At 71.9% G+C, this 25,284-nt stretch carries 18 protein-coding genes and 1 pseudogene; 7 read left to right on the top strand and 12 right to left on the bottom strand.

Translation table 11 applies throughout. The annotated features are described in order from the left end of the window. Positions 1-118: 118 nt before the first annotated feature. From ACIQ7M_RS14550 to ACIQ7M_RS14530, 5 genes are all read right to left on the bottom strand, one after another. Entirely contained in the window at positions 119-1,984 is a 1,866-nt protein-coding gene (locus ACIQ7M_RS14550) for a serine/threonine-protein kinase (protein WP_403643674.1), read from the bottom strand. A 116-nt stretch (positions 1,985-2,100) separates the two neighbouring features. Next, positions 2,101-3,771: a serine/threonine-protein kinase gene (locus ACIQ7M_RS14545; protein ID WP_403643671.1), complete on the bottom strand. Its 1,671-nt coding sequence runs from the start codon at positions 3,769-3,771 to the stop codon at positions 2,101-2,103. Between the two features lie 108 nt (positions 3,772-3,879). After that, positions 3,880-5,517 (bottom strand): serine/threonine-protein kinase, encoded by a 1,638-nt coding sequence (locus ACIQ7M_RS14540; RefSeq protein WP_403644526.1) that lies wholly within the window; start codon positions 5,515-5,517, stop codon positions 3,880-3,882. 189 nt (positions 5,518-5,706) lie between these two features. Next, positions 5,707-8,763 (bottom strand): protein kinase, encoded by a 3,057-nt coding sequence (locus ACIQ7M_RS14535; RefSeq protein ID WP_403643668.1) that lies wholly within the window; start codon positions 8,761-8,763, stop codon positions 5,707-5,709. Between the two features lie 167 nt (positions 8,764-8,930). Next, the gene (locus tag ACIQ7M_RS14530) at positions 8,931-11,084 is read right to left on the bottom strand and encodes a serine/threonine-protein kinase (RefSeq protein ID WP_403644523.1); all 2,154 of its coding nucleotides are present in this window, start codon (positions 11,082-11,084) and stop codon (positions 8,931-8,933) included. A 274-nt stretch (positions 11,085-11,358) separates the two neighbouring features. On the opposite strand from ACIQ7M_RS14530, the gene ACIQ7M_RS14525 reads away from it, so the two are divergent. After that, the gene (locus ACIQ7M_RS14525) at positions 11,359-12,486 is read left to right on the top strand and encodes a serine hydrolase domain-containing protein (RefSeq protein WP_403644520.1); all 1,128 of its coding nucleotides are present in this window, start codon (positions 11,359-11,361) and stop codon (positions 12,484-12,486) included. An 18-nt stretch (positions 12,487-12,504) separates the two neighbouring features. Here the strand turns inward: ACIQ7M_RS14525 and ACIQ7M_RS14520 are convergent, their stop codons facing one another. Next, positions 12,505-14,211, bottom strand: a complete 1,707-nt coding sequence (locus ACIQ7M_RS14520; RefSeq protein WP_403643665.1) for a glycerol-3-phosphate dehydrogenase/oxidase — start codon at positions 14,209-14,211, stop codon at positions 12,505-12,507. 271 nt (positions 14,212-14,482) lie between these two features. On the opposite strand from ACIQ7M_RS14520, the gene ACIQ7M_RS14515 reads away from it, so the two are divergent. Then, positions 14,483-15,691: a nucleotide sugar dehydrogenase gene (locus tag ACIQ7M_RS14515; RefSeq protein ID WP_355765805.1), complete on the top strand. Its 1,209-nt coding sequence runs from the start codon at positions 14,483-14,485 to the stop codon at positions 15,689-15,691. A gap of 88 nt (positions 15,692-15,779) precedes the next feature. On the opposite strand, the gene ACIQ7M_RS14510 is transcribed toward ACIQ7M_RS14515, so the two are convergent. Continuing rightward, positions 15,780-16,070 (bottom strand): hypothetical protein, encoded by a 291-nt coding sequence (locus ACIQ7M_RS14510; protein ID WP_403643662.1) that lies wholly within the window; start codon positions 16,068-16,070, stop codon positions 15,780-15,782. A 445-nt stretch (positions 16,071-16,515) separates the two neighbouring features. On the opposite strand from ACIQ7M_RS14510, the pseudogene ACIQ7M_RS14505 reads away from it, so the two are divergent. The 3 genes and pseudogenes from ACIQ7M_RS14505 to ACIQ7M_RS14495 form a co-directional block, all read left to right on the top strand. Further along, positions 16,516-16,655 (top strand): annotated as a pseudogene (locus ACIQ7M_RS14505) (nucleotide sugar dehydrogenase); the annotation flags it as partial. A 149-nt stretch (positions 16,656-16,804) separates the two neighbouring features. Continuing rightward, the gene (locus ACIQ7M_RS14500) at positions 16,805-17,359 is read left to right on the top strand and encodes a hypothetical protein (protein WP_403643659.1); all 555 of its coding nucleotides are present in this window, start codon (positions 16,805-16,807) and stop codon (positions 17,357-17,359) included. 22 nt (positions 17,360-17,381) lie between these two features. Continuing rightward, positions 17,382-17,627: a hypothetical protein gene (locus ACIQ7M_RS14495; protein ID WP_403643656.1), complete on the top strand. Its 246-nt coding sequence runs from the start codon at positions 17,382-17,384 to the stop codon at positions 17,625-17,627. A gap of 73 nt (positions 17,628-17,700) precedes the next feature. Here ACIQ7M_RS14495 and ACIQ7M_RS14490 read toward each other — a convergent pair whose 3' ends face one another. The 4 genes from ACIQ7M_RS14490 to ACIQ7M_RS14475 form a co-directional block, all read right to left on the bottom strand. Further along, the gene (locus ACIQ7M_RS14490) at positions 17,701-18,825 is read right to left on the bottom strand and encodes a GuaB3 family IMP dehydrogenase-related protein (RefSeq protein WP_384796838.1); all 1,125 of its coding nucleotides are present in this window, start codon (positions 18,823-18,825) and stop codon (positions 17,701-17,703) included. A 116-nt stretch (positions 18,826-18,941) separates the two neighbouring features. Then, positions 18,942-20,450 (bottom strand): IMP dehydrogenase, encoded by a 1,509-nt coding sequence (gene guaB / locus ACIQ7M_RS14485; RefSeq protein ID WP_355765814.1) that lies wholly within the window; start codon positions 20,448-20,450, stop codon positions 18,942-18,944. Between the two features lie 598 nt (positions 20,451-21,048). Continuing rightward, positions 21,049-21,624 (bottom strand): sigma-70 family RNA polymerase sigma factor, encoded by a 576-nt coding sequence (locus tag ACIQ7M_RS14480; protein ID WP_037626847.1) that lies wholly within the window; start codon positions 21,622-21,624, stop codon positions 21,049-21,051. 321 nt (positions 21,625-21,945) lie between these two features. After that, on the bottom strand, positions 21,946-22,557 hold the full coding sequence (locus ACIQ7M_RS14475; RefSeq protein ID WP_003948568.1) for a response regulator transcription factor: 612 nt from the start codon (positions 22,555-22,557) through the stop codon (positions 21,946-21,948). Positions 22,558-22,946: 389 nt separating this feature from the next. On the opposite strand from ACIQ7M_RS14475, the gene ACIQ7M_RS14470 reads away from it, so the two are divergent. Continuing rightward, positions 22,947-23,276, top strand: a complete 330-nt coding sequence (locus tag ACIQ7M_RS14470) for a WhiB family transcriptional regulator (RefSeq protein WP_328670972.1) — start codon at positions 22,947-22,949, stop codon at positions 23,274-23,276. Positions 23,277-23,539: 263 nt separating this feature from the next. Here ACIQ7M_RS14470 and ACIQ7M_RS14465 read toward each other — a convergent pair whose 3' ends face one another. Further along, on the bottom strand, positions 23,540-24,451 hold the full coding sequence (locus tag ACIQ7M_RS14465; RefSeq protein ID WP_355765704.1) for a LysR family transcriptional regulator: 912 nt from the start codon (positions 24,449-24,451) through the stop codon (positions 23,540-23,542). Positions 24,452-24,530: 79 nt separating this feature from the next. On the opposite strand from ACIQ7M_RS14465, the gene ACIQ7M_RS14460 reads away from it, so the two are divergent. After that, complete coding sequence (locus tag ACIQ7M_RS14460; RefSeq protein WP_403643650.1) at positions 24,531-25,199, top strand: MOSC domain-containing protein; 669 nt, start codon at positions 24,531-24,533, stop codon at positions 25,197-25,199. The last annotated feature ends 85 nt before the right edge of the window (positions 25,200-25,284 follow it).

Raw genomic sequence — 25,284 nt, 5'->3', positions numbered from 1 at the left:
CTTTGGGTACCCGTCGGTAATGGCCTTTCACGGAGTGCTCACACGCTGCCAGTGATCACTGGCAGTAAATGCGCTGATCAGGGCGTTGTCGGTCCGACGATCACCCGTCGATCGATTCTCAGGGTTTGTCGAGGTCCAGGTTCGCGATCGCCGCGTCGGCGACCTCGCGGCCCCGCGCGGTGAAGTCGCCGTCGCCCGGATAGCTGATCGTGAGCTTGTACATGTCCCCGGCCTTCGACTTGAAGTAGAAGAGCCGCACCTCTCGGGGGCGGGGAAGCCGGCTGTCGTCGGTCTTGTAGGTCACCGTGTTCTCGGCGGACTCCCGGCCCCGGTACGTCGCCCTCGCGTCCGGCTTCGTCCGCGGCCCCGCCGGCATGTTCAGCTCGTAGGCGCCGCTCGCCTTGAACGCACCGTCGTCCGCGTACATCTCGGCTCTGGCGGAGTCCTTGATCACCTTGCTGGTGTCCTCGGACTTCAGGGCGAGGCTCAGCCCGATCCAGATGCTTCCGCTCCAGTCGGTGTACGTGACCCAGTGCCCCTTGTCCGACGCCCGGTCCGGTGTCCCCTCCTGGTACTCGGCGGGCACCGCCAGCGTCGCGGCGACATCGGCCACGTGCCGCTTCTTCCAGCCGTCCGGCAGCGGACCGGCGAACGGGTCCGCGATCACCACGTACGCCGTCGCCCCGGCCGCCGCGACCACCGTGGCGACCGCCGCCGCGAGGCCGATCAGGGTCCTGCGGCCGATACGAATGCCCCCGCCGCCGGACGCCGGGGTGCCGTCCGGGCCGGCGATGCCCTCCATCCGAGTGACCTGCGTCGGCGCGAGGACGGGCGGCCGTACGGCCTCCTCCAGGAGGCGCCGGACCTCGGCCGCCGCGGGACGGTGGGACGGTTCCTTGGCGAGCAGGCCGTTGATGGCCTCCGTGAGCGGGGCACCCGCCGAGGCGGGCGCCGCCGGTGTCGCGTTGAGGACCGACTGGAGCGTGGCGGGCGTGTTGCTGCGCCGGAACGGCGAGACGCCCTCGGTGGCCGCGTAGAGCACCACGCCGAGCGACCAGAGGTCGGAGGCGGGGCCCGGGCGCACACCAAGCACCCGCTCCGGGGCGATGTACTCGGGTGAGCCGACGAAGCCGCCGGTGTCCGTCAGGTTCGTCTCGCCCTCGATGCTGGCGATGCCGAAGTCGGTGAGCACGACACGGTCGTGCGGGCCGAGGAGCACGTTGTCGGGCTTGACGTCACGGTGCAGGACGCCCGCCGCGTGCGCCGCCTCCAGGGCGCCGAGGACCTCCAGGCCGATGCGCGCGGTCTCGCGGGCGCCGAGGGTGCCCTCCCTGAGGGCGTCGCCGAGCGAACGGCCCCGCACCAGCTCCATGACGATCCAGGGCTGTCCGTCCACGACGGCGACGTCGTGGACGTTCACCACGGCGGGATGGTCGAGCCGGGCCGCGGCTCGGGCCTCGCGCCGCATCCGCTCGTACGCGGTGGCCCGTTCACGCTCGGGAAGATGGTCCGGGACACGCGGTTCCTTGACGGCGACCTCGCGGTCCACGGTCTCGTCCCTGGCCCGCCACACCGTGCCCATGCCGCCGTGCCCCAGCTTGGCGAGCAGCCGATAGCGCCCGGCGATGAGCCGGCCCGTCCCCGGCTCCTCCGGGGACACCGGCGCGGGAGCCCCCGGCGGGTCCGCGACGGTCCGGGCGGGCGTGGCGTACGGATTGCCCGGGTACGGCACGGCGACCGGGCCCTCCGCCCGCCGCTCCGGCACCGGGGCGCCCGGCCGCGGGTCCGGCACGGCGCTCCTGGGGTCCGGGACCAGGGCCGCCGGCGGCACGTCCGGCACCGTGGCACCCAGGTGCGGGTCCGGGGCCGGCGGGTGCGGGGCCACGGCGCCCGGCTGTCCGCCTCGCGCCGCCCGTGCAGGTGGTTGCAGACCGAAACTCGTCGGCTCGTCGCCCCCGTGAGGGACTCCCCCGTCGTCGCTCATGCCCCCATCTGTATCGCGGCGGACGCCCGGCCAACCAGCCCCTTCGCCGACCGGTCACAGACCCGTGACGCACCTCATCCCTTATCTCCCCTTTACGGGGTTACGGGGTTCCGGGGTCACGAGGCGGCGAACGTGTCCACGGCCACGTCGAAGTACTCCTTCGCCTCCGTCACCCGGCCCACCGGCGCGGAGACCCAGACGTCGTACATCCGGCCGCCCTCCTCCCAGCACAGGTCGTAGGTGTGCCGCGGGCCCTCCGCCGTGGTGAAGCCGTTCCAGGTGAACTCCCAGAGGGCGGCGGTGTTTCCGTCGTGCACGGTCCGCGTGACCCGGCCGTCGCGGTAACCGGGGTTGCTGGAGGGCCCGTCGGCGTCCGCCCTGCGCATCACGCCGAGCGGACCGCCCGCCGCGGGATCGGCCACCTTGATGCCGATGCGGAAGACGTCACCCGCCGACATGTAGAAGATCCGCTCGCCCTGCGGGTCGCGTCTGAACCCGTCGGGCACGGCGAGCGAGAAGCCGTTCGCGTCCGAGGCGATGCGGTAGCCCGAGGGCGCGGTGCGGGCGCCGCCGGACGGCGTCCGGTGGCTGGTCACCGTGACGGTGGGGCCGGCACCGGTGGGACCGGCGCCCGTGGGCGGGGCCGACGGCGTGCCGGACTCCGAGGGCGCGCCGGAGGAGGGGCCCGGTGTGCGGGGCGTGCCCGGCGCGCTCGACGAGGCCGGTTTCCCGTCCCCGCCGCCGCCCATCAGCAGCGCGGCCGCCGACACGCCCGCTCCGGCCATCGCGGCGACCAGGGCGGCGGCCACGAGGAGGCTGCGCGTGGACTGCCGGGGCGGCGGGTCGGACACGATGGTGCCGGAGGCCGGCGGCGGCTCGGGCGCGGGCCTGCGCAGCGACACGTGGGGCACGTCCCGCCGCGTCGGCGTGTACGGGACCAGCAGTCGCGGCGTGCGGCCGGTGTCCCGGTAGGCGCGCAGCATCCGCTCCGCCTCCGCCGCGTCGAGCCGCCGCTCGGGATCGCGCTCCAGCAGCCCTCGTACGACGGGCAGCAGCGGCGCGGCCTGGGCCGGCGGGCGGATCTCGTCGACGACGACGGCGTGCAGGATGCCGCCGAGCGAGTCGCGGCGAAAAGGCGAGGCGCCGCTCAGCACGGCGCACAGCAGCACGCCGAGCGACCACAGGTCGGACTCGGGGCCGGTCCGTGCCCCGGCCATCCGTTCGGGCGCGGTGTACTCGGGCGAGCCGACGAACGCGCCGGTCTCGGTGAGCGTCGTCGCGCCCGCGACCTGGGCGATCCCGAAGTCGGTGAGGACGACGCGGTCGGTGCCCGCCTCGACGAGGACGTTGGCGGGCTTGAGGTCGCGGTGCAGGACGCCGGCGTCGTGCGCGCGGCGCAGCGCGCCGAGCAGGTCGATGCCGATGCGGGCGGCCTCGCGGGCGTCGACGGGCCCGTTCGCGGAGATCCGTTCGGCGAGCGAGCCGCCGTCGATCAGCTCCATGACGATGTACGGGCGTTCGTCGTCCTCGACGACGTCGTGGACGACGATGATGTGCGGGTGGTGGAGCTGGGCGACGGCCCGCGCCTCACGCAGCGTGCGGTCGCGCTGGAGCCGGGACTCCTCCGCCGAGAGCGAGTCGTCGAGGGCCAGTTCCTTCACGGCGACCCGGCGGCCGAGCAGTTGGTCGGTGGCACGCCAGACGACGCCCATGCCGCCCCGGCCGATTCTCGCCTCCAGCCGGTAACGCCCCGCGATCACACGGACGTTCTCCCCCTCGGTCCCCATGGGTCTCATCATGCCCCACCGGACGGACACCCTCCGTGGCACCGACCGGCCAAGTATGCCGCCGCTCCCGGACAGCCGGTGGCTCACTCCCGGGAACCCGGGCCCGGGTCAGCCCTCCTGGAAGCTCCGCAGGATCTGGTCGAACTGCTTTTTGGTGGCGGTCCATTCGCCGGCCGGCGAGGACTCGTAGACGGCGTACTCGGTGCCGTCACTCTTCATGTACCCGACGTCGATCGCGCGATAGGGCCCCGGGAAGTAGTGCGGCGGGTCCTTGGCCAGGGCGTCCCACGTGTACTCCCAGCGGGCACCCGGCTGGTCCCGGAAGAGCTCCTCCTTGAGGAGCAGTTGGCTGTAGTCCCGCAGCCGCGGCGAGAGGGCCTCGTCCAGGTTGCTCATGTGCTTGTAGGAGGAGCTGAAGTCCGGATCGGTGTCGACGGCGACCCGTACGAGGTGCTTGCCCTTGTCGGGGGTGAAGTCGACCTGTTGGAGGCCGTCCTTGTCGATGGAGACGGACCGCGTCCACCCCTTGGGCAGGGAGACGCTGAAGCCCACCGGGTCGTCGTGGTGCTCCCAACCGGCGGGAACCGCCCCCTGATCGCCCTTGTCGCTCGGCTTCGAGTTCGGCTTGTCGCTCGGCTTTCCGTCGGCGCTCCCGGTCGACGACCCCGTGGCGGAGCCGTCGGGGCTGCCGCCCGTGCCGAAGTGCTGCAGCCCGACCGCGACACCCCCGCCGACGATCGTCGCGAGGGCCACGACCAGGGCGAACGTACGCAGGCGGTGTCGCTTCTGCGGTGCGGGCACGGGCTGGATCGGCACCGGCCGGTACGGCGTCGTGGCGGCCGTGTGCGCGCGGGTGCCGGTGCCGGTCCGCGTCTCCGGGGTGTCGTACCCCGCCTGCCCCGTCGGCGCGTACGACTGCGGCGCGTCCGGCAGTCGTCCCTCCGCCACGTCGACAAGCATCTGTTCGATCCGCTCGGAGGCGGGCCGCTCGGCCGGATCCTTGCGCAGCAGCGCGGCGAGGACGGGCCCCAGCGCACCCGCGTTGACCGGTTCGGCGGGTTCCTCCTCGACGACGGCCTGCATGGTGCCGATGGGCGAGGTGCGGCGGAACGGCGACCTGCCCTCGACCGCCGTGTACAGCGTGGCGCCGAGCGCCCACAGGTCGGACGCCGGGCCCGGGTCGTGGCCGCGCACCCGCTCCGGGGCGAGGTAGTCGACCGAGCCGACGACCTCTCCGGTGCGGGTGATGGTGGTGTCGCCCTCGATCTGGGCGATGCCGAAGTCGGTGAGCAGCACCCGGCTGTCGCGGCCGAGCAGGACGTTGCCGGGCTTGATGTCGCGGTGCAGCACGCCCGCCGCGTGCGCGGCGCGCAGGGCCCGCAGGACCCACAGACCGATGCGCGCGGCCTCGCGCGGCTCGATGCGGCCGCGTTCCTTCACCGCGTCGGCCAGCGACTCGCCCTCGACCAGCTCCATCACGATCCAGGGGCGGCCGTCGTGATCGAGGACGTCGTGCACGGTGACGACGGCGGAGTGGTTGATGCGCGCGGCGGCGCGGGCCTCGGCACGAGTGCGGGCCAGCAGGACGCTCTGCTCACTGTCGGAGACGTAGAGCGCGGCGGTCAGCTCCTTGACCGCGACGGCGCGGTGCAGCACCTCGTCGTGGGCGCGCCAAACGCGGCCCATGCCACCGCTGCCGATGGATTCGACAAGCCGGTAGCGGCCCGCGAGGAGCAGGCCCTGCATCTGATTCACGTTTCCCCGCAATGGTCTTGACAGGGTCAGACTAAAGAGCGGTACCCACCCTGGGAACAAGCGGGGTCGTACGGAGACCGCACTGTGACGGTTGTCCCATCCCTGTACGGAAGGGAACCGTTTGGTGTTCAACGGCTCCCGCCTGGTCAAACACGGCGTGCGGCGGGCAAAAAGGGTTGCTCAGCGGCTGACTTGGTACGTCGACGACGCCTGCTCGTACAGCCGCGAGACCTCGTCGCGCTCGGCGTCCGGACCGCGTACCTGCACCACGTGGTAGTGCCCGGCGATCAGGATCGCGAGGTTGCGCACGTAGAGCGAATGCCCCGCGGAGTCCTGCCAGGTGAACTGGCCCTCGGCCATCGCCCTGCCGCCCACGTCGATGCGCCGCATCCCGCTGGAGGTGGCCCAGGTCGAGTCGCGGAAGGGCTGCAACTCCTTCTCGCTCTCCCGCTGGTACGTCATCGGGTCGCTGCCGTACGTGGCGGTGCCGTCCCGTCCGGGTACGACGATGAGCTCGAAGTCCCCCTGGGAGTAGACGATCTGGCCCCGGTCGTTCTTCGGCGAACGTGTCCAGCCGCTCGCCACGGCGACCTGGAATCCCTCGGGGTCCTTGCGGAGGGTGAACCCGTCGGCGACGCCGGGATCGGCGGTGGTGTGCGAGGAGGTCGAACTGGACTTCCCCGAGGGGCTCTTGGCGGGGTCCGGTGAGGTCTCGTCGGAGCCGGGCTCGTTGCTCGCGGTCGGGTCGCCACCGGGCTGTGCGGTGGGGCCGGCCTGTCCGGCGGCACCGGTCCGCCCGTCATCGGCGCCGCTCCGGTCGGTCTTGGGCATGAAGACGACCGCGTACGTGACCGCGGCGGCCAGCAGGAGCAGGATCAGCAGGAGGAGGTTCCGGCCCAGCCGGCGCGGACCCGCGGCGTTCTCCCGCCTGGCCCGCTTGTGGCGGGCGTGCGCACTGGTCGCGGGCAGTCCGGCGCGACGCCTGCGGACGAGTTCGCCCCGGCGCCGCACGATCGGCAGCCGGCTCGGGTCGACGGGCGGTACGGGCACGACGTGCGCCCCGGCCTCGGGCTCAGGCGCGGAGCGCACCAACGACCGCAGCCAGCCACGCAGTTCCTCGAAGTCGAGCCGCTCGGTGGGGTCCTGGCGCAGCAGCGATTCGACGACGGGCCGCAGCGGTCCGCACTCCTCGGCGAAGGCGGGCGGTTCCGCGCACACCGACTGGACCAGTTCGGCGGTGTTCTCCTCCGGGTAGGGCGCGTGTCCCTGCACGGCGCGGAAGAGCAGCGCGCCGAGCGCCCACAGGTCGGTCGCCGGTCCGATCGGAGCCGCCAACTGCCAGTTCTCGTGCACCGGTCCGGCCTGCTCGGGCGCCCAGCGTTCGGTGACCGGTCCGACGAGGGCCATCCGCGCCTGCCGGGCCCGCTCGGCCGCGAGCGCGGTGGCGGGTCCCCGGCGCGGCGGAGCGCCGGCGACCTGGTCGCCCCAGCCGGCGCCGGGACGGCCGGAGGGGTGCGCGGCGGGGGCGAGTCCCTGGGGAGTGCCGGGCGCGCGGGTGTGGTCGGGGGCCGGGGAGACGCCGGGCACGCGGGCGTGCCCGGTGCCGGTGAATCCGCCGGGCGGTACGGGTACGTGGGTGCCGCCGGGTGCCGGGAACCCGCCGGTGGGCCGGCCGTCGTCCGGGGTCCGCCCGCCGCCGAGGGGCCGTCCGGGGGCCGGGACGCCGGGACGGCCGCCCTGCCCTGTGCCGTAGGGGGCCTGTCCTGTGCCGTAGGGCGCTTGTCCGGGCGCGAGCGCGGAACGGCCGTACGCCGTGTCACCGCCCACCGTCCCCGCGCCGGGGGCTCCGGCGGGGCGCGGCTGGACTCCGTACCTGCCGGTGCCGCCGACTCCGTACGGGTCGGCTATCTGGCCCGGGGGCACGCTGTGCGACTGCGGGCCGTCGCCCTGGCCCGGAACATGCGGCTGGGCGTGGCCCTGGGCACCGTACCGGCTGTCCTGGCCGGGAAAGCGCGACGACTGGGCGGGGTCCTGGGAGCCTGGCGTGTGCGCGGAGGCGCCGTACCGGCCGTCCTGGCCGGTCTGCTCGCCGGGGGCGGAGGGCCGGGGTGCCGGAAGGGCGAGCGGGTCGCCCCGGCGTTCTCCCTGGACGCGGGCGGCGGCACGTGCTCCGGCGCGATACGCGGCGATGGCCCCGGCGCGCGCGGCCCGGACATCGTCCTCGGCGCCCTCGCCCCGCCCGCCCGTCTCCGGTCCGCCGTCCGGACCGGCGCCTCCCGCCGGACGACCCGGGCCCGCCGGGCCACCGGCTTCGAGGGCGCGCGGTCCCCGGCCGGGCACGGGCGCGCCGGGGACCGGTGCCCCCGGAACCGGCGTTCCCTGCTCGGCGCGGGCCTCGATCGCGGCCCGCCGGGCCGCTTCGGCGTCGGCGCCGCTGGTGGCCGCGACGGCGACACTGCGCGGGGCGCCGCCGAATCCGGCACCGGCGACGGGCCCCCGCCCGCCCGCGGCGCCCTGGGGAGCTCCCGTCCCGTCCGGACCGGCGTCACCGGGCTGCCGCCCGGCGCGGGGGCCGGATCCGTGACCCGGGAGACCGGCGTGACCGGTCGCGAGGTCCTCCTCCGGCGCGGGCACCGGGTCGTACCCGCACAGCGCCTCCTCGGCGGCCCCGGCCGCCAGCCCGGTGAGAAGGACGCGACCGTCGTCGCAGACGAGCACCGTGCGCACGGTGATGTTGCGGTGCACCCAGCCGTGCGCGTGCAGGACCCGCAGCGCGGTCAGGACGTCGGCGGCGACCTCCGCCGCGCGGTAGGGGCTGAGCGGTTTCTCGGCGAGGAGGGCGGCCAGCGGCCTCGCGGGCACCAGCTCGCTGACGATCCACAGGGAGCCGCCCTCGGCGAACACGTCGAAGACCTGGTCGAGCCGGGGGTGGTCGGGAATCCGCGCGGCCGCCTGCGCCGCCTCGATCGCGCGGAGCACCGCGGGTTCGGTGGGCCGCCGGGTGGTGCGGGCCGAGGCCCGCCGCACGCCGCCGTCCCGGGCCACGAACCCGTCGGGCAGCCCGTCCGCGTCGAGCACCTCGGCCTCGACGACCTCCGGCAACGGCACCTGCCGTACCAGGACTTCCTGCCCGCTGTAGGTGTCGAAGGCCCGGCTCTCGGCGAGTTCGTACGCGTCGGACGGCGGCAGGGGCAGGCGGTAGCGGTCGGCGAGTACCCGTCCCGCGTAGTCGTCCACGATGCTCCCCCAGCCGACCGGTTGGTCAATTCCGTTCGCCGTGCGTCCCGTTGTGGCTTCGTTCGGTCCGCAACCACTCACGATACGTGCCCGAGGCAACCCGCAGAGCGGTGATGCGAGATCTCGGGCATCGTTCGTCGCGGAACGTCACCTCGGCGAGCGGTACGTCACGACTTCGGCTGGAAGGTCCCGGCCAGCGTGGCCCACGTGCTCTTGCGCAGCGCGCTTCCCCACGCGGCGTCCTTGGCCGTGTACATCAGCGCGTAGCCCTGATGCGCGTTCACCACGAAACCCCGGTCGATCGAGTGGAACTTCGTGCCGCCGTCCACGTAGGTGAACTCCCAGTCGGCCGTGTTCCAGCCGCGGTAGCTCACGCTCTCTATGCGGATCTTCTTGTACTGGGAGCGCACCATGTAGCGCTCCTGGTTCTCCCAGTCCGCGACCGGGTCGTCCTTGGGCGTCGACGTCCAGCCGACGAGGAGCTTCTGCCCGTCGGGACCGGTGAACCGGGCTCCCGCGGCGTCCTGGGACGCGTACTTCCATCCCTTCGGCAGCCCGATCGAGAAGCCTTGCCCGCTCGTGTACGTCTTCACGGCGGTGGAACCCGAGCCCGATTCCTTCCCGTCGCCGCCCGAACCGTCCGAGTCGCCGGTGCTCGGGTCCGAAGAGGCACCCGCGCCGTCGTCCGAGCCGGAGCCCGACTTGTCGTCGCTGTCGGTGTGGGCGGCGTCGCTCTTGCCCTTGTCGCCGCTCTTGCTCGTGTCGTCGCTCTTGCTGTCGTCGCCGCTCTTCCCGCTGCCGCCGGACGCTCCGGCGGAGGCGGTCGCCTTGGTGCCGCCGCCACCGCCCTTGGCGCCGTCGTCGTCGCCTCCGCCGAGCGTGATGGCGAGCACGGTGCCGACCACGACGAGCGCCACGACGACCGCGAGGATCACCAGCGTCCGCAGCGGAACGACATCGGTCAGCGAGGCCTTGGGCGCCGGACGTGCCGGACGCTCGGGTGCCACCGGCCACCCGGACCCCGAGCCGCCGCGCCTGCCGCCCGCGCCTCCGGCGCCGGTGACGGAGTTCCCCGCCTTGCCGTCGGAACCGCCCGGCTGTTCCGGCACGGACGCGTTCACTGCGGTGGCCGCCACGGAGACGCCACCGGCCTGGCCGGCGTCCGCTCCGGACGCCGAACCCGCCTTCGGGGAGGCCGTCTTGGCGGCTCCGGCCGTCTGCGCGGAATCCGGGCTGCCGGCCGCCTTGGCACGGGCCGTCGCCGCCGAGGTCGCCGCGGCCGTGGCCGCTCCGGCCGCGGTCGCCGCCTTGCGCACCGAACGCAGGGCCCCGCGCAACCGCTCCGCGGGCTCCTCGCCCTTCTTGCCTCCGGACGAACCGCCCCGCCGGGCCGGTTCCTCCGGCAGCGGCGGCATGGCCACGACCTTCGTCGCGTCCGGCGGCTCCGGCACGTTCCGCTCGGGCTCGGGCGTGCGCAGCACCTCGTTGAGCATGGACCGGGCGCCCGCGTCGTCGAGCCGCTGCTCGGGATCCTTGGCGAGCAGGCCGTAGATCACCTTCTCCAGCGGGCCCGCGTTCTTGGGCTGTTCGACCGGCTCGGTCATGACCGCGGTGAGCGTCGCGATCGCGGAGCCCTTGTCGTACGGCGGCACGCCCTCGACCGCCGCGTACAGCAGACCGCCCAACGACCACAGGTCGGCCGCGGGTCCGGGCTTGTGGCCGCGCGCCCGCTCAGGCGAGATGTAGGAGGGCGCGCCGACGAGCATGCCGGTCGAGGTGATGGACGGGTCGCCCTCCACCTGGGCGATGCCGAAGTCGGTGAGCACGACCCGGCCGTCGTCGCCGGAGATCAACACGTTCGACGGCTTCACGTCGCGGTGCAGGATGCCCTCGCGGTGCGCCGCCTGCAGCACGTCGAGGATCGCGAGCCCCACCTCGGCGGCTCGCCTCGGCGTGAGCAGCCCGTCCTCACGGATGGCCTCGGCGAGGGACTTGCCCTCGATGAGCTCCATGACGATCCAGGGCCGGTTGTCCTCGTCGACCACGTCGAAGACCGTCACCGCGCCGTTGTTGCGGATCCGCGCGATGGCCTTGGCCTCCCGCAGCGTGCGCGTGATCAGCCGGCGCTTCTCGTCCTCGTCGATGGCCGACGGGAACCGCAGCTCCTTCACGGCGACCGTACGGCCCAGGGTCTCGTCCTCGGCGCGCCACACGGTGCCCATGCCGCCGCGGCCGAGAACATCCCCCAGCCGGTACCGCCCGGCGAGGAGACGTTCGCTCTTGTCCTGACGGGATGCTCCCGCCCGCTCCGCCTCCGACATGCGTCCCCTCATGCAACCCGCCCTGACAGAGCCTCCATTGTCCCCCACCCGACAAGTGCCCAGCGCCCTGGGGGCCCCTGGAACCGCAACAGCTCAGCCAGTGAGACGCCCGGACCCCGCCGGCGGCTCGCCCGCGACCGCGCCCCGCACCGCGCGACCGCCCCGCAACCACGGCCGTACGGGTCCGCCGCGCCCGTTTCCGGGAGCGGCCCCCGCGACGGCCACGGGCACAGCAACGTGCCTCATGATGGGCGCGACAAAGGAGGCCCCCGTGATGCCAGCGCCCCGGACACCTCGGACACTCCTGCCGATAACCACCCTCCTGGCACTGCTCGTCATGGTCCCCGCCGATCTGCCGGGGCAGGTTCCGGCCGCCGCGCGAACGACCGCCACCCGGGCCTCGGACGCCGCGCTGGCCCGTCTGGTGACCCGTGGCGACGCTCCCGCCGCCGCCCTGCTCGCCGAAGACACGTCCGGTTCGCGTTTCGCGAGCGCCGGAAACGGAATTGCCCGCTCCGACCATTTCCGCGCCGGAAGCATCACCAAGTCGTTCATCGCGACGGTCGTCCTGCAACTCGCCGCCGAACACCGGCTGTCCCTGTCCGACTCCGTCGAGGACCATCTGCCCGGCCTGGTGCGCGGCGCGGGCAACGACGGCCGCCGCATCACACTGCGCGCCCTGCTCCACCACACCAGCGGCCTCTACGACTTCACCGCGACGACCCGGGGCACCGCCCCCGTGACCGCCCTTCAGGCCGTGCGCATCGCACTCACCCATCCCCCGGCCGACCGCGGCCGCTTCGCCTACTCGAACACGAACTATGTGGTGCTCGGCATGATCGTCGAGCAGGTCACAGGCCACTCGTACGCCACCGAGGCCGAGCGGCGCATCATCAACCCCCTTCGCCTGACCGGCACTTCCTTCCCCGGCGACCGGGTGTCGCTTCCCGCGCCGCACGGCCGCGCCTACGCCGCCGACGGCTCCGACGTCACCGAGCTCGACCCGCGCGTGGCCGGCGCGGCGGGTGAGCTCGTGAGCACGCTGGCCGACCTGAACCGCTTCTACGCGGCTCTGCTCGACGGCACGCTGCTGCCCTCGCGCCGGCTGCGCGAGATGCTCGACACCCGCGCCGCACATGGCTCGTACGGCATGGGCCTGTTCCCCGTGAAGCTGCCGTGCGGGACCACGGTGTGGGGGCACAACGGCCGGATCTCCGGCAGCTACGTGCGCAGCGCGGCCACCGTCGACGGTCGTCGTGTCCTCACCTTCCGGGTGAACACGGACGGGGTCACGGACCCGGCACTCGAACCGGCCCTGCTCGCCGCCGAGTTCTGTCCCCGCACCTCGCAGAACGGCCGGGCCGCGAACAGGGATCCCGGCTCACCACACCCGTTCGAGTGACATCCGCGGGAGGCGCGGTCAGAACGGCACGATGTCCGGCGCGCCCAGCCGGGCCGCGTCCGCCGTCAGGTCGTCCGGCTGACGCTGGGACTCCCGCTCGGCCTCGACACGCTTCTCGTAGTGCTCCACCTCGCGCTCGATCTGGTCCTTGTCCCAGCCGAGGACCGGTGCCATCAGCTCGGCGGCCTCGCGGGCGCTGCGGGTGCCCCGGTCGAAGGTCTCGATGGAGATGCGGGTGCGCCGGGTCAGGACGTCGTCCAGGTGGCGGGCGCCCTCGTGCGAGGCGGCGTAGACGATCTCGGCCCGGAGGTAGTCCTCGGCGGCCGGCAGGGGCGCGCCGAGGGAGGGATCCTCCGCGATGAGGGCGAGGAGTTCCTCGGCGAGCGACCCGTACCGGTTCAACAGGTGCTCCACACGCACCACATGGATGCCGGTGCGCGCCGCGATCCGCGCCCGCGCGTTCCACAGCGCGCGATACCCCTCGGCACCGAGCAGCGGGATGTCCTCCGTGACGCATTCGGCGACGCGCTGGTCGAGACCGTGCACCGCCTCGTCCACCGCGTCCTTGGCCATGACCCGGTAGGTCGTGTACTTGCCGCCGGCCACGACCACGAGTCCGGGCACGGGGTGGGCCACGGTGTGCTCGCGCGACAGTTTGCTGGTGGCGTCCGACTCCCCGGCCAGCAGCGGCCGCAGTCCCGCGTACACCCCTTCGACGTCGTCGCGGGTGAGCGGCACGGAGAGCACTGAGTTCACGTGCTCCAGCAGATAATCGATGTCCGCGCTGGACGCGGCCGGGTGGGCCTTGTCGAGGTCCCAGTCGGTGTCGGTGGTGCCGATGATCCAGTGGCGGCCCCACGGGATCACGAACAGCACGGACTTCTCGGTGCGCAGGATCAGGCCCGTCGAGGAGTGGATGCGGTCCTTCGGCACGACCAGGTGGATGCCCTTGGACGCGCGGACGTGGAACTGGCCCCGCTCCCCGACCATGGCCTGGGTGTCGTCGGTCCACACACCCGTGGCGTTGACGATCTGCCGGGCGCGGACCTCGTACTCGCCGCCGCCCTCGACGTCGCGCACCCTGGCCCCGACCACCCGCTCGCCCTCGCGCAGGAAACCGGTGACCCGCGCACGGTTGGCGACCTTCGCCCCGTACGAAGCCGCCGTGCGCACCAGGGTCGCCACATAGCGGGCGTCGTCCATCTGGGCGTCGTAGTACTGCAGGGCGCCGATCAGCGCGTCCTTCTTCAGGGCCGGCGCGACGCGCAGGGCGTGGCGGCGGCTCAGATGGCGGTGGCCCGGCAGGCCGCGGCCGTGACCGCGGGCCATCGACATGGCGTCGTACAACGCGACGCCCGAGCCCGCGTACAGCCGCTCCCAGCCCTTGCGCTGGAGGGGGTAGAGGAACGGGACGGGCTTGACCAGGTGCGGTGCCAGCCGTTCGAGGAGCAGGCCGCGCTCCTTCAGCGCCTCGCGGACGAGCGCGAAGTCGAGCATCTCCAGATAGCGCAGGCCGCCGTGGATCAGCTTGCTGGATCTGCTGGACGTGCCCGACGCCCAGTCACGCGCCTCGACCAGTCCGGTGGACAGGCCGCGCGTCGCGGCGTCCAGCGCGGTGCCCGCGCCGACCACGCCCGCGCCCACGACCAGCACGTCCAGTTCGCCCTCGGCCATTCCCGCCAGTGACTCGGCACGCTCCGCCGGCCCCAGTGTCGCTGTCCTCACCGCTGCCTCCCGCTGTAGGTCGCGCTGGCCGCACCCGTCCGGCGACGCCCGGCTCACATCCCCCCTGCCCAAAGTCTGACCGTCTCTCCCCTCATCGGCCACCGTCCGTCCTCAGCCTGTGGACAACTCTGGGCGACGCGCAAGGAATCTTGATCGATCAATCCCGTAAATCGGTCATATTTACTCCTAGTCTGACATTGCTCTCGCCCGTCCTGTCCACAGGGCTTGCGCACCTGTCCCGCATCGGTTATTGGGAAGGACGGCCCACTCCATGCCCGCAGACCTCGCCGTCATCGGACTCGGTCACCTCGGCCTGCCCCTGGCCCAGGCCGCCGTCGCCGCCGGCATCTCCACCCTCGGCTACAGAACCGGCCCGGAAGGCGGCTCCCTCACCGCCCCGGAACTGCGCCGGATGCTCGCGGGCGGCTTCCGCCCGGCCACCAACCCGGCCGAGCTGGGCCGCGTCCGCACCGCCGTCATCTGCGCGCCGACCCCACGGGGCGCGGACGGCGCCCTGGACCTAAGCCAGGTGGAGTCGGCGGCCCGCACCCTGGCCGCACGGCTGCGCCCGCACACCACGGTCATCCTGGAATCGCCCGTGCACCCCGGCACCACCGAGGCGTTCCTGCGTCCGCTCCTCGAAACCGGCTCCGGACTGCGCGCGGGGCGCGACTTCCACCTCGCCTACTCGCCCAGCCGGGTCGACCCCGGCAACCGCGACGTCACACCCGCCGGAACACCGAAGGTCATCGGCGGTCTCACCCCCGCGTGCACCGAGTCGGCCGCCGCCTTCTACGGACGGCTCACCGACAAGGTCGTCCGCGCGCGTGGGCCCCGCGAGGCGGAGACCGTGCAGGTCCTGGAGACCAACTTCCGGCACGTCAACATCGCCCTCGTCAACGAGATGGCCGTGCTCTGCCACGACCTGGGCGTCGACCTGTGGGACGTCATCCGCTGCGCGGAGACCAAGCCGTTCGGGTTCCAGGCGTTCCGGCCCGGCCCGGGAGTCGGCGGCCACGGGATCGCCCAGGACCTCGGCGGGCCCTCCGGGCGCCCGCTGCGGATGGTCGAACTGGCCCGGCAGGTCAACAGCCACATGCCCCAGTACGTCATCCAGCGCGCCGCCGCGCTGCTCAACGAGCACGGCAAGTCCGCCAGGGCCGCGCGAGTGCTCCTCCTCGGCGTCACCTACAAGGCCGACATCGCCGACCAACAGGGCTCCCCCGCCCACGAGATCGCCGTACGGCTGATGGAACTCGGCGCCTCCGTCAGCTACCACGACCCGCACGTACCGGCGTGGAGCGTGCTCGGGCGGCCCGTACCGCGCGCGGACTCCCTCTACGAAGCCGCCGCCGACGCGGACCTGACGATCCTTCTCCAGCAGCACCGCACCTACGACCTGCAAGGACTGTCCGTGAAGGCCCAACTCCTCCTGGACACAAGGGGGGCGACCCCGACGGGGGCGGCACACCGACTTTAGGTATCGCCGGTGAGATCACGACACGGGAAGCCCCACGAACCCAAACGGCCCACCGTTGTCCGGCAGGCCGTTCGGTCGGGTGCGCGAACTACCTGGCCGAGTGCTCGTAGCGGTAGCCGATCGCCTTACGGGCAGTCCCCTTGCCCACACTCTTACCAGTGATCTTGCTGTACACGTTGAAGGAGTACTCCTGGTAGAGCGGGTACGCGTTCAAGGTCCCGAACTTGCCCCTGGGAACGTTCCAGCTGCCCGCCATGCTCTTGGTGCGCGACTTCGTGACATCGAACCCGACGGCCGCCGACACGGGCTCGGCGGCCACCGTGATCGACGCGCTCTTGGTGTTGCTCACGGTCTCCGTAGCGGTCAGGGTGAGGGTCATGGGGCCTCGCCCCTGAACCACGGCGATGGACTTCTTCCCCTGCACGAGCCCGTGGGACTTGACGTGGTTGATGCCGCAGAAAGCCGGGTTGAAGTCAAGCCTGATGCTCCGGCACGGCGTCCTCGATGCAGCACTGGCCTCGCTGGACATGCCCAATGTGCCCGCGAATACAGCGACGGTGGCGACTACGCCTCGTACGCCTCGGGATCTGAAAAGTCCGGTTGATCGCAACGGAGTTCCCCTCGTTCTGCTGCCGGTCGAGCAGCGGAACGAGTTTATCGATGTCAGGAACACACCAGCCAGCTTGATCGACTTATCTGATCAACATTTGAGCCTTGCCCTAAAGCCGAACGGAATGCGCGACGGACCGGCAAGGGTCCCCTCAGGCGGTGCCGACGGTTACGCGTGTGTGGGTCGCGCGAGGCGGAGACCGTTCAGGTACCCCTACGAGGCCGCGGCCGACGCCGACCTGACCATCCGCTCCAGCAGCACCGCACCTACGACCTGCAAGGACTGTCCGTGAAGGCCCAACTCCTCCTGGACACACGGGGAGCGACCCCGACGGGGGCGGCACACCGGCTCTGAGCCCGGAAAATCGCCTCACCGATTGTCACTCCCCCCTGCTAATCTGCGGCAGCTCTCGCACACACGTGCGCCCCTGCCCCGGGCGCCGACAGGTGTGCGCGACGTCCCTAGCGCACACCTTGTGCGCCGACATCCCTGGGGGGAACCACATGAGTGAGTCGACGCCGCCGTCCGGTCCGCCGGTCGACGCCAACCCGTACGCGGACGCGCCCGCCGCGCCCGCCGGCCAGCAGGCCGCCGCGCCGCACGGCGCGCCCCAGCCGGGCTTCCCGGTCGCGCCCGTCGCCCCGGCCGCGCCCGCGCGCAACAACTTCCCGCTCGGCCTCGTCGCCGCCATCGGCGCCGGCGTGGTCTCCGCGGTCCTGTACGGCCTGGTCATCGGCCTCACCAAGCACGAGATCGGCTACGCCGCCGTCGGCGTCGGCTTCCTCGTCGGCATCGCCGCCGGCCGCGTCGGCGGTCGCAACCAGACCCTCCCGGTCGTCAGCGTGATCATCTCCGTGGCCGCGGTCTACCTCGGCCAGCTCATCGGCGAGGCCATGATCATCGCCAATCACTTCGATGTCGGCTTCAACGAGGTGTTCTTCTCCCACCTCAGCGTGGTGCAGGAGAACTGGAAGGCCGACGCCGACCCGCTGACCTTCGTCTTCTTCGCGGTCGCGGCGTACGTGGCGTTCCAGAGCGCCCGCAAGACCGGGGACTGAGATGCCGGTCTGGCTGTTTCTGATGGCACTCGGGCTCGTGTCCCTCATGGGCGGGAGCTGGGTCGCCCTGGACATTCGTGGCGCCGCCAAGGCCATGGAGGCCTCCCAGCAGCGCGGCCATGACCTGCGCACGGCCGCGAGCGGTGACTTCTCGCCGCCGGTTCGGTGGGTCACCGCGAACGGCTTCCGGGCATTCGGGGCAGCCATCGGTCTCGCCGGTCTGGTGCTGTTCCTCAGTGGCGTCCTCGAACTGCTCACGAACGGCTGACAGGCCCGGACGTGCGGAGGGCCCCCACCGAGTCGGTGGGGGCCCTCCGCACGTTCAGGCTTCGTACCGCGGACTACCGCTTGTGCTGCGAGTCCGCCACCGTCACCTCGACGCGCTGGAACTCCTTGAGCTCGCTGTAGCCGGTGGTCGCCATGGCGCGGCGCAGGGCGCCGAAGATGTTCATCGAGCCGTCCGGGATGTGCGACGGGCCGGTGAGGATCTCCTCGATCGTGCCGACGGTGCCGAGGTCGACCTTCTTGCCGCGCGGCAGCTCCTCGTTCACCGCCTCCATGCCCCAGTGGTGGCCGCGGCCCGGCGCGTCGGTGGCGCGCGCGAGCGGGGAGCCCATCATCACGGAGTCGGCACCGCAGGCGATGGCCTTGGGAAGGTCGCCGGACCAGCCGACACCACCGTCGGCGATGACGTGCACGTACCGGCCGCCAGACTCGTCCATGTAGTCGCGGCGGGCTGCGGCGACGTCCGCGACGGCCGTGGCCATCGGGACCTGGATGCCCAGGACGTTGCGCGTGGTGTGCGCGGCGCCGCCGCCGAAACCGACGAGGACACCCGCCGCGCCGGTGCGCATCAGGTGCAGCGCCGCGGTGTACGTGGCACAGCCGCCGACGATCACCGGGACGTCGAGCTCGTAGATGAACTGCTTCAGGTTCAGCGGTTCGGCGGCACCCGAGACATGCTCGGCCGACACCGTCGTACCGCGGATGACGAAGATGTCCACACCCGCGTCGACGACGGCCTTGGAGAACTGCGCCGTGCGCTGCGGGGAGAGGGCGGCGGCGGTGACGACTCCGGAGTCGCGCACCTCCTTGATGCGCTGCCCGATCAGCTCTTCCTTGATGGGAGCCGCGTAGATCTCCTGGAGACGGCGGGTCGCGCTCTCCGCGTCCAGCCCGGCGATCTCGTCGAGCAGCGGCTGCGGGTCGTCGTACCGCGTCCAGAGGCCTTCCAGGTTCAGGACGCCCAGGCCGCCCAGCTCGCCGATACGGATCGCGGTGGCCGGGGAGACGACCGAGTCCATGGGGGCGGCCAGGAAGGGCAGCTCGAAGCGATAGGCGTCGATCTGCCAGGCGATCGAGACCTCCTTCGGGTCCCGCGTACGGCGGCTCGGGACGACGGCGATGTCGTCGAAGGCGTACGCCCGGCGGCCGCGCTTGCCGCGCCCGATCTCGATCTCAGTCACGTTGTGGCCTTTCCCTCTTCGCTTCTGCGCCTCCCAGTATCCCCGACGCCCACGACGAGGGCGGCCCCGGAAGCTCCGGGGCCGCCCTCGTGGAGACCGTTCAGGTGTACGGGTGACTACTTGAGGCGGCTGTAGTTCGGCGCCTCGACCGTCATCTGGATGTCGTGCGGGTGGCTCTCCTTGAGGCCCGCCGAGGTGATGCGCACGAACCGGCCGCGGTCCTGGAGCTCGGGCACCGTACGTCCGCCGACGTAGAACATCGACTGGCGCAGACCGCCGACCAGTTGGTGGACGACCGCGGAGAGCGGGCCGCGGTAGGGCACCTGGCCCTCGATGCCCTCGGGGACGAGCTTCTCGTCGGAGGCGACGCCCTCCTGGAAGTAGCGGTCCTTGGAGAAGGAGCGCTGCTCGCCACGGGACTGCATGGCGCCCAGGGAGCCCATGCCGCGGTACGACTTGAACTGCTTGCCGTTGATGAAGAGCAGCTCGCCCGGGGACTCCTCGCAGCCCGCGAGCAGCGAGCCGAGCATCACCGTGTCGGCGCCCGCGACCAGGGCCTTGGCGATGTCGCCGGAGTACTGGAGGCCACCGTCGCCGATGACCGGGACGCCGGCCGCCTTGGCGGCGAGCGACGCCTCGTAGATGGCCGTGACCTGGGGAACGCCGATGCCGGCGACGACGCGGGTGGTGCAGATGGAACCGGGCCCGACACCGACCTTGATGCCGTCGACGCCCGCGTCGATGAGCGCCTGCGCGCCGTCACGGGTGGCGATGTTGCCGCCGATGACGTCGACGCCCGAGGAGTTCGACTTGATCTTGGCGACCATGTCGCCGACCAGTCGGGAGTGGCCGTGCGCGGTGTCGACGACGATGAAGTCGACACCGGCCTCGATCAGCGCCTGGGCCCGCTCGAAGGCGTCGCCCGCCACGCCGACGGCCGCGCCGACCAGCAGACGCCCCTCGCTGTCCTTGGCGGCGTTCGGGTACTTCTCGGCCTTGACGAAGTCCTTGACCGTGATGAGGCCCTTGAGGACGCCCGCGTCGTCGACCAGCGGAAGCTTCTCGATCTTGTGGCGGCGCAGGAGCTGCATCGCGTCGTGGCCGGAGATGCCGACCTTGCCGGTGACCAGCGGCATCGGCGTCATGACCTCGCGCACCTGCTGCGAACGGTCGGTCTCGAAGGCCATGTCGCGGTTGGTGACGATGCCGAGGAGCTTGCCGCCGCCGTCGGTGACCGGCACACCGGAGATGCGGAACTTGGCGCAGATCGCGTCGGCCTCGACGAGCGTGGCGTCCGGGTGCACGGTGATCGGGTCGGTGACCATGCCGGACTCGGAGCGCTTCACCAGGTCGACCTGGTTGGCCTGGTCCTCGATGGAGAGGTTGCGGTGCAGGACACCGACGCCGCCCTGACGGGCCATCGCGATCGCCATGCGCGATTCGGTGACCTTGTCCATGGCGGCGGAGAGCAGCGGGATGTTGACCCGGACGTTCTTCGAGATGTGCGAGGCGGTGTCGATCTGGTCGGGCGCCATGTCCGACGAGCCCGGCAGCAGCAGCACGTCGTCGTAGGTCAGCCCGAGTGTCGCGAATTTGGCGGGCACTCCGTCGACGTTGGCAGTCATGACACCTTCCCCAAATGGCCTTGATCGGTGCGGATGTCCATGCTAACGGGAAGCATGGCTCTCTCATTCCACGGTTGTGGCTGGGCTTCGGCTTCGTATGTTCGTACGGGATGACGGTCGTTCCCGTTCAGACCCGCACCCGGTGAAGGCTCGGAGCCCGCTCGGGCCGCCCGGCCCGGGGTGGACGCCTGCCCGCCGCCCCCTGCCCCGGCCGCCCTGAGCGGCGACCGTGCCGTCCCGGCCGGGCCGGATCGGCCCCGCCGGGGTCCGTCACCTTTTGCCTGCAATTTGCGGAGGAGAAGGGTTCCCGCACGCGGGAAGCCACCGACCGCAGTGACCGGCATCACCGGCTCGACATCACCGGAACGTGTCATGCCGGCCGGGACGCGGCCGGCTCGGGACCGCGCCGACCGGACGCCCACCGGCCACACGTACGGACGCGCGGCCGCACATACGCACGGACACGCGGCCGGCCGGACAGCCGCGCCATCCGGTCCCGTCGCCGCGACCGGATGTGGATTTCCGCCGGATCCGAACTACGACCGGATCCGGTCCGGATTCCCCGGAACCGGTCGGGATTTCCGTCGGATCCGGATTCCTACTGCTCCGCCAGTGCCCGCAGCCGGCTCAGCGCGCGGTGCTGGGCCACCCGGACGGCACCCGGGGACATGCCCAGCATCTGACCCGTCTCCTCCGCCGTGAGGCCCACCGCGATCCGCAGAAGGAGCAGCTCGCGCTGGTTCTCGGGAAGGTTGGCCATGAGCTTCTTGGCCCACTCGGCGTCACTGCTGAGCAGCGCGCGCTCCTCGGGGCCGAGGGAGTCGTCGGGCCGCTCCGGCATCTCGTCGGACGGAACCGCCGTGGACCCGGGATGACGCATCGCGGCACGCTGGAGGTCGGCGACCTTGTGCGCGGCGATCGCAAAGACAAACGCCTCGAAGGGGCGTCCGGTGTCCTTGTAGCGCGGCAGCGCGAGGAGCACCGCGACACAGACTTCCTGTGCCAGGTCCTCCACGAAATGCCGCGCGTCCCCCGGAAGCCGGGACAGCCGGGCGCGGCAGTAGCGCAGCGCGAGCGGATGTACGTGGGCGAGCAGGTCGTGCGTGGCCTGTTCGTCGCCGTCGACCGCGCGAAGGACGAGCGCGCCGATCCCCGTCGTCTCGTCTTCACGCATCGGTCCATGGTGCCTTGACGTCGTTCTGTCCGTGGCACCGCGTCCATAGTTGTGCACCGAAGCGTTATGAGCAGGTGCGCCGGAACTCATCTCCTGCGCCCTCCCCTTCCGCTCGACCGACTTGTCCCCAAGGAACTCCACACCTCAAGGATGCGGCATCCGCCGGGAAACGGAGTCCGGACACCGAGGAGGTTCTCTCCGGGGGCCCGGCCCCACCCGCCGGCAGGCGGGCGGGGACCACCCACGTCATACCCGCGAGGCGGCTCACCTGAGGGCTGTCCCGTGGTCCCCGGCGGGCGCGCGACGACAACGGGACACCCCTCAGCGGACCAGGCCCCACCGGAATCCGAGCGCGACCGCGTGCGCCCGGTCCGAGGCGCCGAGCTTCTTGAAGAGCCGCCGGGCGTGGGTCTTGACCGTGTCCTCGGAGAGGAACAGCTCACGGCCGATCTCCGCGTTGGAGCGTCCGTGGCTCATTCCTTCGAGCACCTGGATCTCGCGCGCGGTGAGCGTGGGCGCGGCGCCCATCTCCGCCGAACGCAGTCTGCGCGGCGCGAGCCGCCAGGTCGGGTCGGCGAGCGCCTGGGTCACGGTGGCGCGCAGCTCCGCCCGCGAGGCGTCCTTGTGGAGATAGCCGCGGGCACCGGCGGCGACGGCGAGCGCCACACCGTCCAGGTCCTCGGCGACGGTGAGCATGATGATGCGCGCACCGGGGTCGGCGGACAGCAGCCGCCTGACCGTCTCCACGCCGCCCAGTCCGGGCATACGTACGTCCATCAGAATCAAATCCGAACGGTCGGCTCCCCAGCGGCGGAGGACTTCCTCGCCGTTGGCCGCCGTCGTCACACGCTCGACACCGGGCACGGTCGCGACCGCGCGGCGGAGCGCCTCTCGGGCAAGCGGGGAGTCGTCGCAGACGAGGACGGATGTCATGACCGTCCTCCGCAGCTGATGCGCGTCACCTTGAGCCTCCAGGCTGTTACGAATCGTCACCTGTGCGGTCGACACTCGCAGGCGGATATGTCCACCTACCCGAGCGCTTGTTCCTTCAACCGCCTCAGCCATCTCAACGATGGTCACTCGAAAGAGTTACGGGGCAGCCGGTCGTCATCGGCACTGTACGTGAGGGCGCGGACACGGTGCAGACATGCGCGCCGACCCTCAACGTTTCATCACAACCCATGCCCCATTTAGCCTGTTTTCTTCCCATTTGCTGGTGTCTGAGGCTAGATTCGCAATGAGTCATATTTTCATCTCCTTAGATCGTAGATGTACGGTCGGTGGGCACAGAGCAGCCCAGAACGGCAACAAGGGGACACGCAATGGCAGATTTCTCCCGCCTTCCCGGTCCGAACGCGGACCTCTGGGACTGGCAGCTCCTCGCGGCTTGCCGAGGGGTCGACAGCTCGCTCTTCTTCCACCCGGAGGGTGAGCGTGGTGCGGCACGGAGCGCTCGTGAGAACTCGGCCAAAGAGGTCTGCATGAGATGCCCGGTACGCGCGGAGTGCGCGGCACACGCGCTCGCGGTGCGCGAACCGTACGGCGTGTGGGGCGGACTGACCGAGGACGAGCGCGAAGAGCTCATGGGACGGGCACGCAACCGACTGGTCTCGGCGGCGGCCACGGGAAACGCTTCCGCTTCGAACACCTGAAGGAACGTTTCTTCTCTGACGGTGCGTACTGCTTCGGTACGTACGGGTGAGTGCGTACGGCTTCGGTACGCGCACCGGGCGGGTGCGCACGGACCGGAGGTGCGTACGAGGACGCACGCACGGCGTGTGTACGGAGCACAGAACACGCACGGGCATGCGCACGGAGCACAGGACACGCACGGCATGCGCGCGGAGCGCAGGAGGAGTCGAGCCCGGCCACGACGGCCCGGCTGTCTCGCGAACCCCGGGCGCCGGGGGAAGTGCTAGCCGGCGGAGGACTGGCGGACGGCCGCTCGTGCCAGCCGGTCCAGCGTCGCGGCCACCGCCGGTACCTCGGCGAGGTCCGGGAGGGTGAGAGCGACGATCTCGCGGCGCACCGCGGGCTCCACCGTCACGGTCCGGGCCCCCTTCGGACGTACGGACTCGATCGCGAGCTCCGGCAGGACGGCGACGCCCAGTCCCGCGCCCACGAGCCCGACCACCGCCGGATAGTCGTCGGTGGCGAAGTCGATGCGGGGCTCGAACCCCGCGTCCCGGCAGACCTCGACGAGCTGGCCGCGGCAGCGCGGGCAGCCCGCGATCCACGACTCGCCGGCGAACTCGCCGATCGCGACCGACTCCGCGCGCGCGAGCCGGTGCCGCTCGGGCACCAGGCCGACAAGACGGTCCATCAGCAGGGGCCGTACGACGAGGTCGTCCCATTCCTCGGCGCCCGGAGCGCTCTCGTAGCGGAAGGCGAGCGCGATGTCGCAGTCGCCGGCCCGGAGCTTCTCCACGGACTCGGGCGGTTCGGCCTCCTCCAGGGAGACACGCGTGCCGGGGTGGGCCTCGCGCAGCGCGGCGAGTGCGGTGGGGACGAGGGTGGAGCTGCCGCTGGGGAAGGAGACGAGGCGGACGCGGCCCGCGCGCAGGCCGGCGATCGCGGCGACCTCCTCCTCCGCGGCCGTGAGGCCGGCCAGGATGCTCGCCGCGTGCTTGACCAGGGCCTCACCCGCCTGGGTGAGACGCATCTCGCGGCCCGTCCTGACGAGCAGCGGGGTGCCCACGGACGACTCCAGAGCCTTCATCTGCTGGCTGACGGCGGGCTGGGTGCAGCCCAGTTCGCGGCCCGCCGCCGAGAAGGAACCGGTGGTGGCGACGGCGCGCAGGACGCGGAGATGACGAGCCTCGATCACCCTTCGAGCATAAGCGCATCTTGGGTTGGGCGCCGAATATCACGTCGACGCTTTGAGGCGGATCGCCTAGCTTGGTCCCATGAAGCTTCTGTCGCTGAATGTGGGCCGGGCGCGGGCCGTCCCGTACACGGACCAGCCCGAGGGCGTGACCGGCATCGACAAGCGGCCGGTCGACGGTCCGGTTCGCGTGACGGCGCCGGGGCCCAAGGGCGCCGGCGGGAGCGGGCTGGCCGGGGACACCGTGTGCGACCTGCGGCATCACGGGGGCGACGACCAGGCGGTGTACGCGATGGCGCGCGAGGACCTCGACGACTGGGAGCGCGAACTCGGCCGGACGCTGCCGAACGGCGTGTTCGGCGAGAACCTCACGACGCTGGGTCTTGACGTGTCCGGCGCGCTGATCGGTGAACGCTGGCGGATCGGTTCCGGACTCGTCCTGGAGGTCACCTGCGGGCGCATCCCGTGCCGCACCTTCCAGGAGCACCTCGGCGAGAAGCGCTGGGTCAGGCGTTTCACGCAGCGGGGTGCCCCGGGCGCCTATCTGCGGGTGATCGAACCCGGCGAGATCAGCTCCGGGGACCCGGTCGAGATCGTGCACCGGCCCGGCCACGATGTCACCGTCGCCGTCCAGTTCCGCGCCGCGACGACCGAACGGGAGCTGTTGCCGAGGCTGTTGGCGGCGGGTACGGCCCTGCATCCGGAGTCGCTGGCGGCGGCGCGGGAGTACGTGGCGAAGTACGGCGGGTAGGTCCGGCCGAGCCGGCGGCCCCGGGGTGCCGGCGGGCGCGGCTCCTGCCTCCGGAGGCCGGCGGCCCGGGCTCCGGAAGCCGACG

Origin of the sequence: Streptomyces sp. NPDC096324 (genome assembly GCF_044763015.1) — a bacterium.
Classification (GTDB): Bacteria; Actinomycetota; Actinomycetes; order Streptomycetales; family Streptomycetaceae; genus Streptomyces.
Note: the sequence above shows the minus strand (reverse complement) of the source record. Positions and strands in the feature narration are given on the sequence as shown.

Excerpts from the sequence above, each read along its gene's own strand:
- ACIQ7M_RS14550 (WP_403643674.1), bottom strand. The coding sequence starts at position 1,984 with ATGAGCGACGACGGGGGAGTCCCTCACGGGGGCGACGAGCCGACGAGT.
- ACIQ7M_RS14545 (WP_403643671.1), bottom strand. The coding sequence starts at position 3,771 with ATGGGGACCGAGGGGGAGAACGTCCGTGTGATCGCGGGGCGTTACCGG.
- ACIQ7M_RS14540 (WP_403644526.1), bottom strand. The coding sequence starts at position 5,517 with ATGCAGGGCCTGCTCCTCGCGGGCCGCTACCGGCTTGTCGAATCCATC.
- ACIQ7M_RS14530 (WP_403644523.1), bottom strand. The coding sequence starts at position 11,084 with ATGTCGGAGGCGGAGCGGGCGGGAGCATCCCGTCAGGACAAGAGCGAA.
- ACIQ7M_RS14525 (WP_403644520.1), top strand. The coding sequence starts at position 11,359 with ATGCCAGCGCCCCGGACACCTCGGACACTCCTGCCGATAACCACCCTC.
- ACIQ7M_RS14515 (WP_355765805.1), top strand. The coding sequence starts at position 14,483 with ATGCCCGCAGACCTCGCCGTCATCGGACTCGGTCACCTCGGCCTGCCC.
- ACIQ7M_RS14510 (WP_403643662.1), bottom strand. The coding sequence starts at position 16,070 with ATGACCCTCACCCTGACCGCTACGGAGACCGTGAGCAACACCAAGAGC.
- ACIQ7M_RS14500 (WP_403643659.1), top strand. The coding sequence starts at position 16,805 with ATGAGTGAGTCGACGCCGCCGTCCGGTCCGCCGGTCGACGCCAACCCG.
- ACIQ7M_RS14495 (WP_403643656.1), top strand. The coding sequence starts at position 17,382 with ATGGCACTCGGGCTCGTGTCCCTCATGGGCGGGAGCTGGGTCGCCCTG.
- guaB (WP_355765814.1), bottom strand. The coding sequence starts at position 20,450 with ATGACTGCCAACGTCGACGGAGTGCCCGCCAAATTCGCGACACTCGGG.
- ACIQ7M_RS14480 (WP_037626847.1), bottom strand. The coding sequence starts at position 21,624 with ATGCGTGAAGACGAGACGACGGGGATCGGCGCGCTCGTCCTTCGCGCG.
- ACIQ7M_RS14475 (WP_003948568.1), bottom strand. The coding sequence starts at position 22,557 with ATGACATCCGTCCTCGTCTGCGACGACTCCCCGCTTGCCCGAGAGGCG.
- ACIQ7M_RS14470 (WP_328670972.1), top strand. The coding sequence starts at position 22,947 with ATGGCAGATTTCTCCCGCCTTCCCGGTCCGAACGCGGACCTCTGGGAC.
- ACIQ7M_RS14460 (WP_403643650.1), top strand. The coding sequence starts at position 24,531 with ATGAAGCTTCTGTCGCTGAATGTGGGCCGGGCGCGGGCCGTCCCGTAC.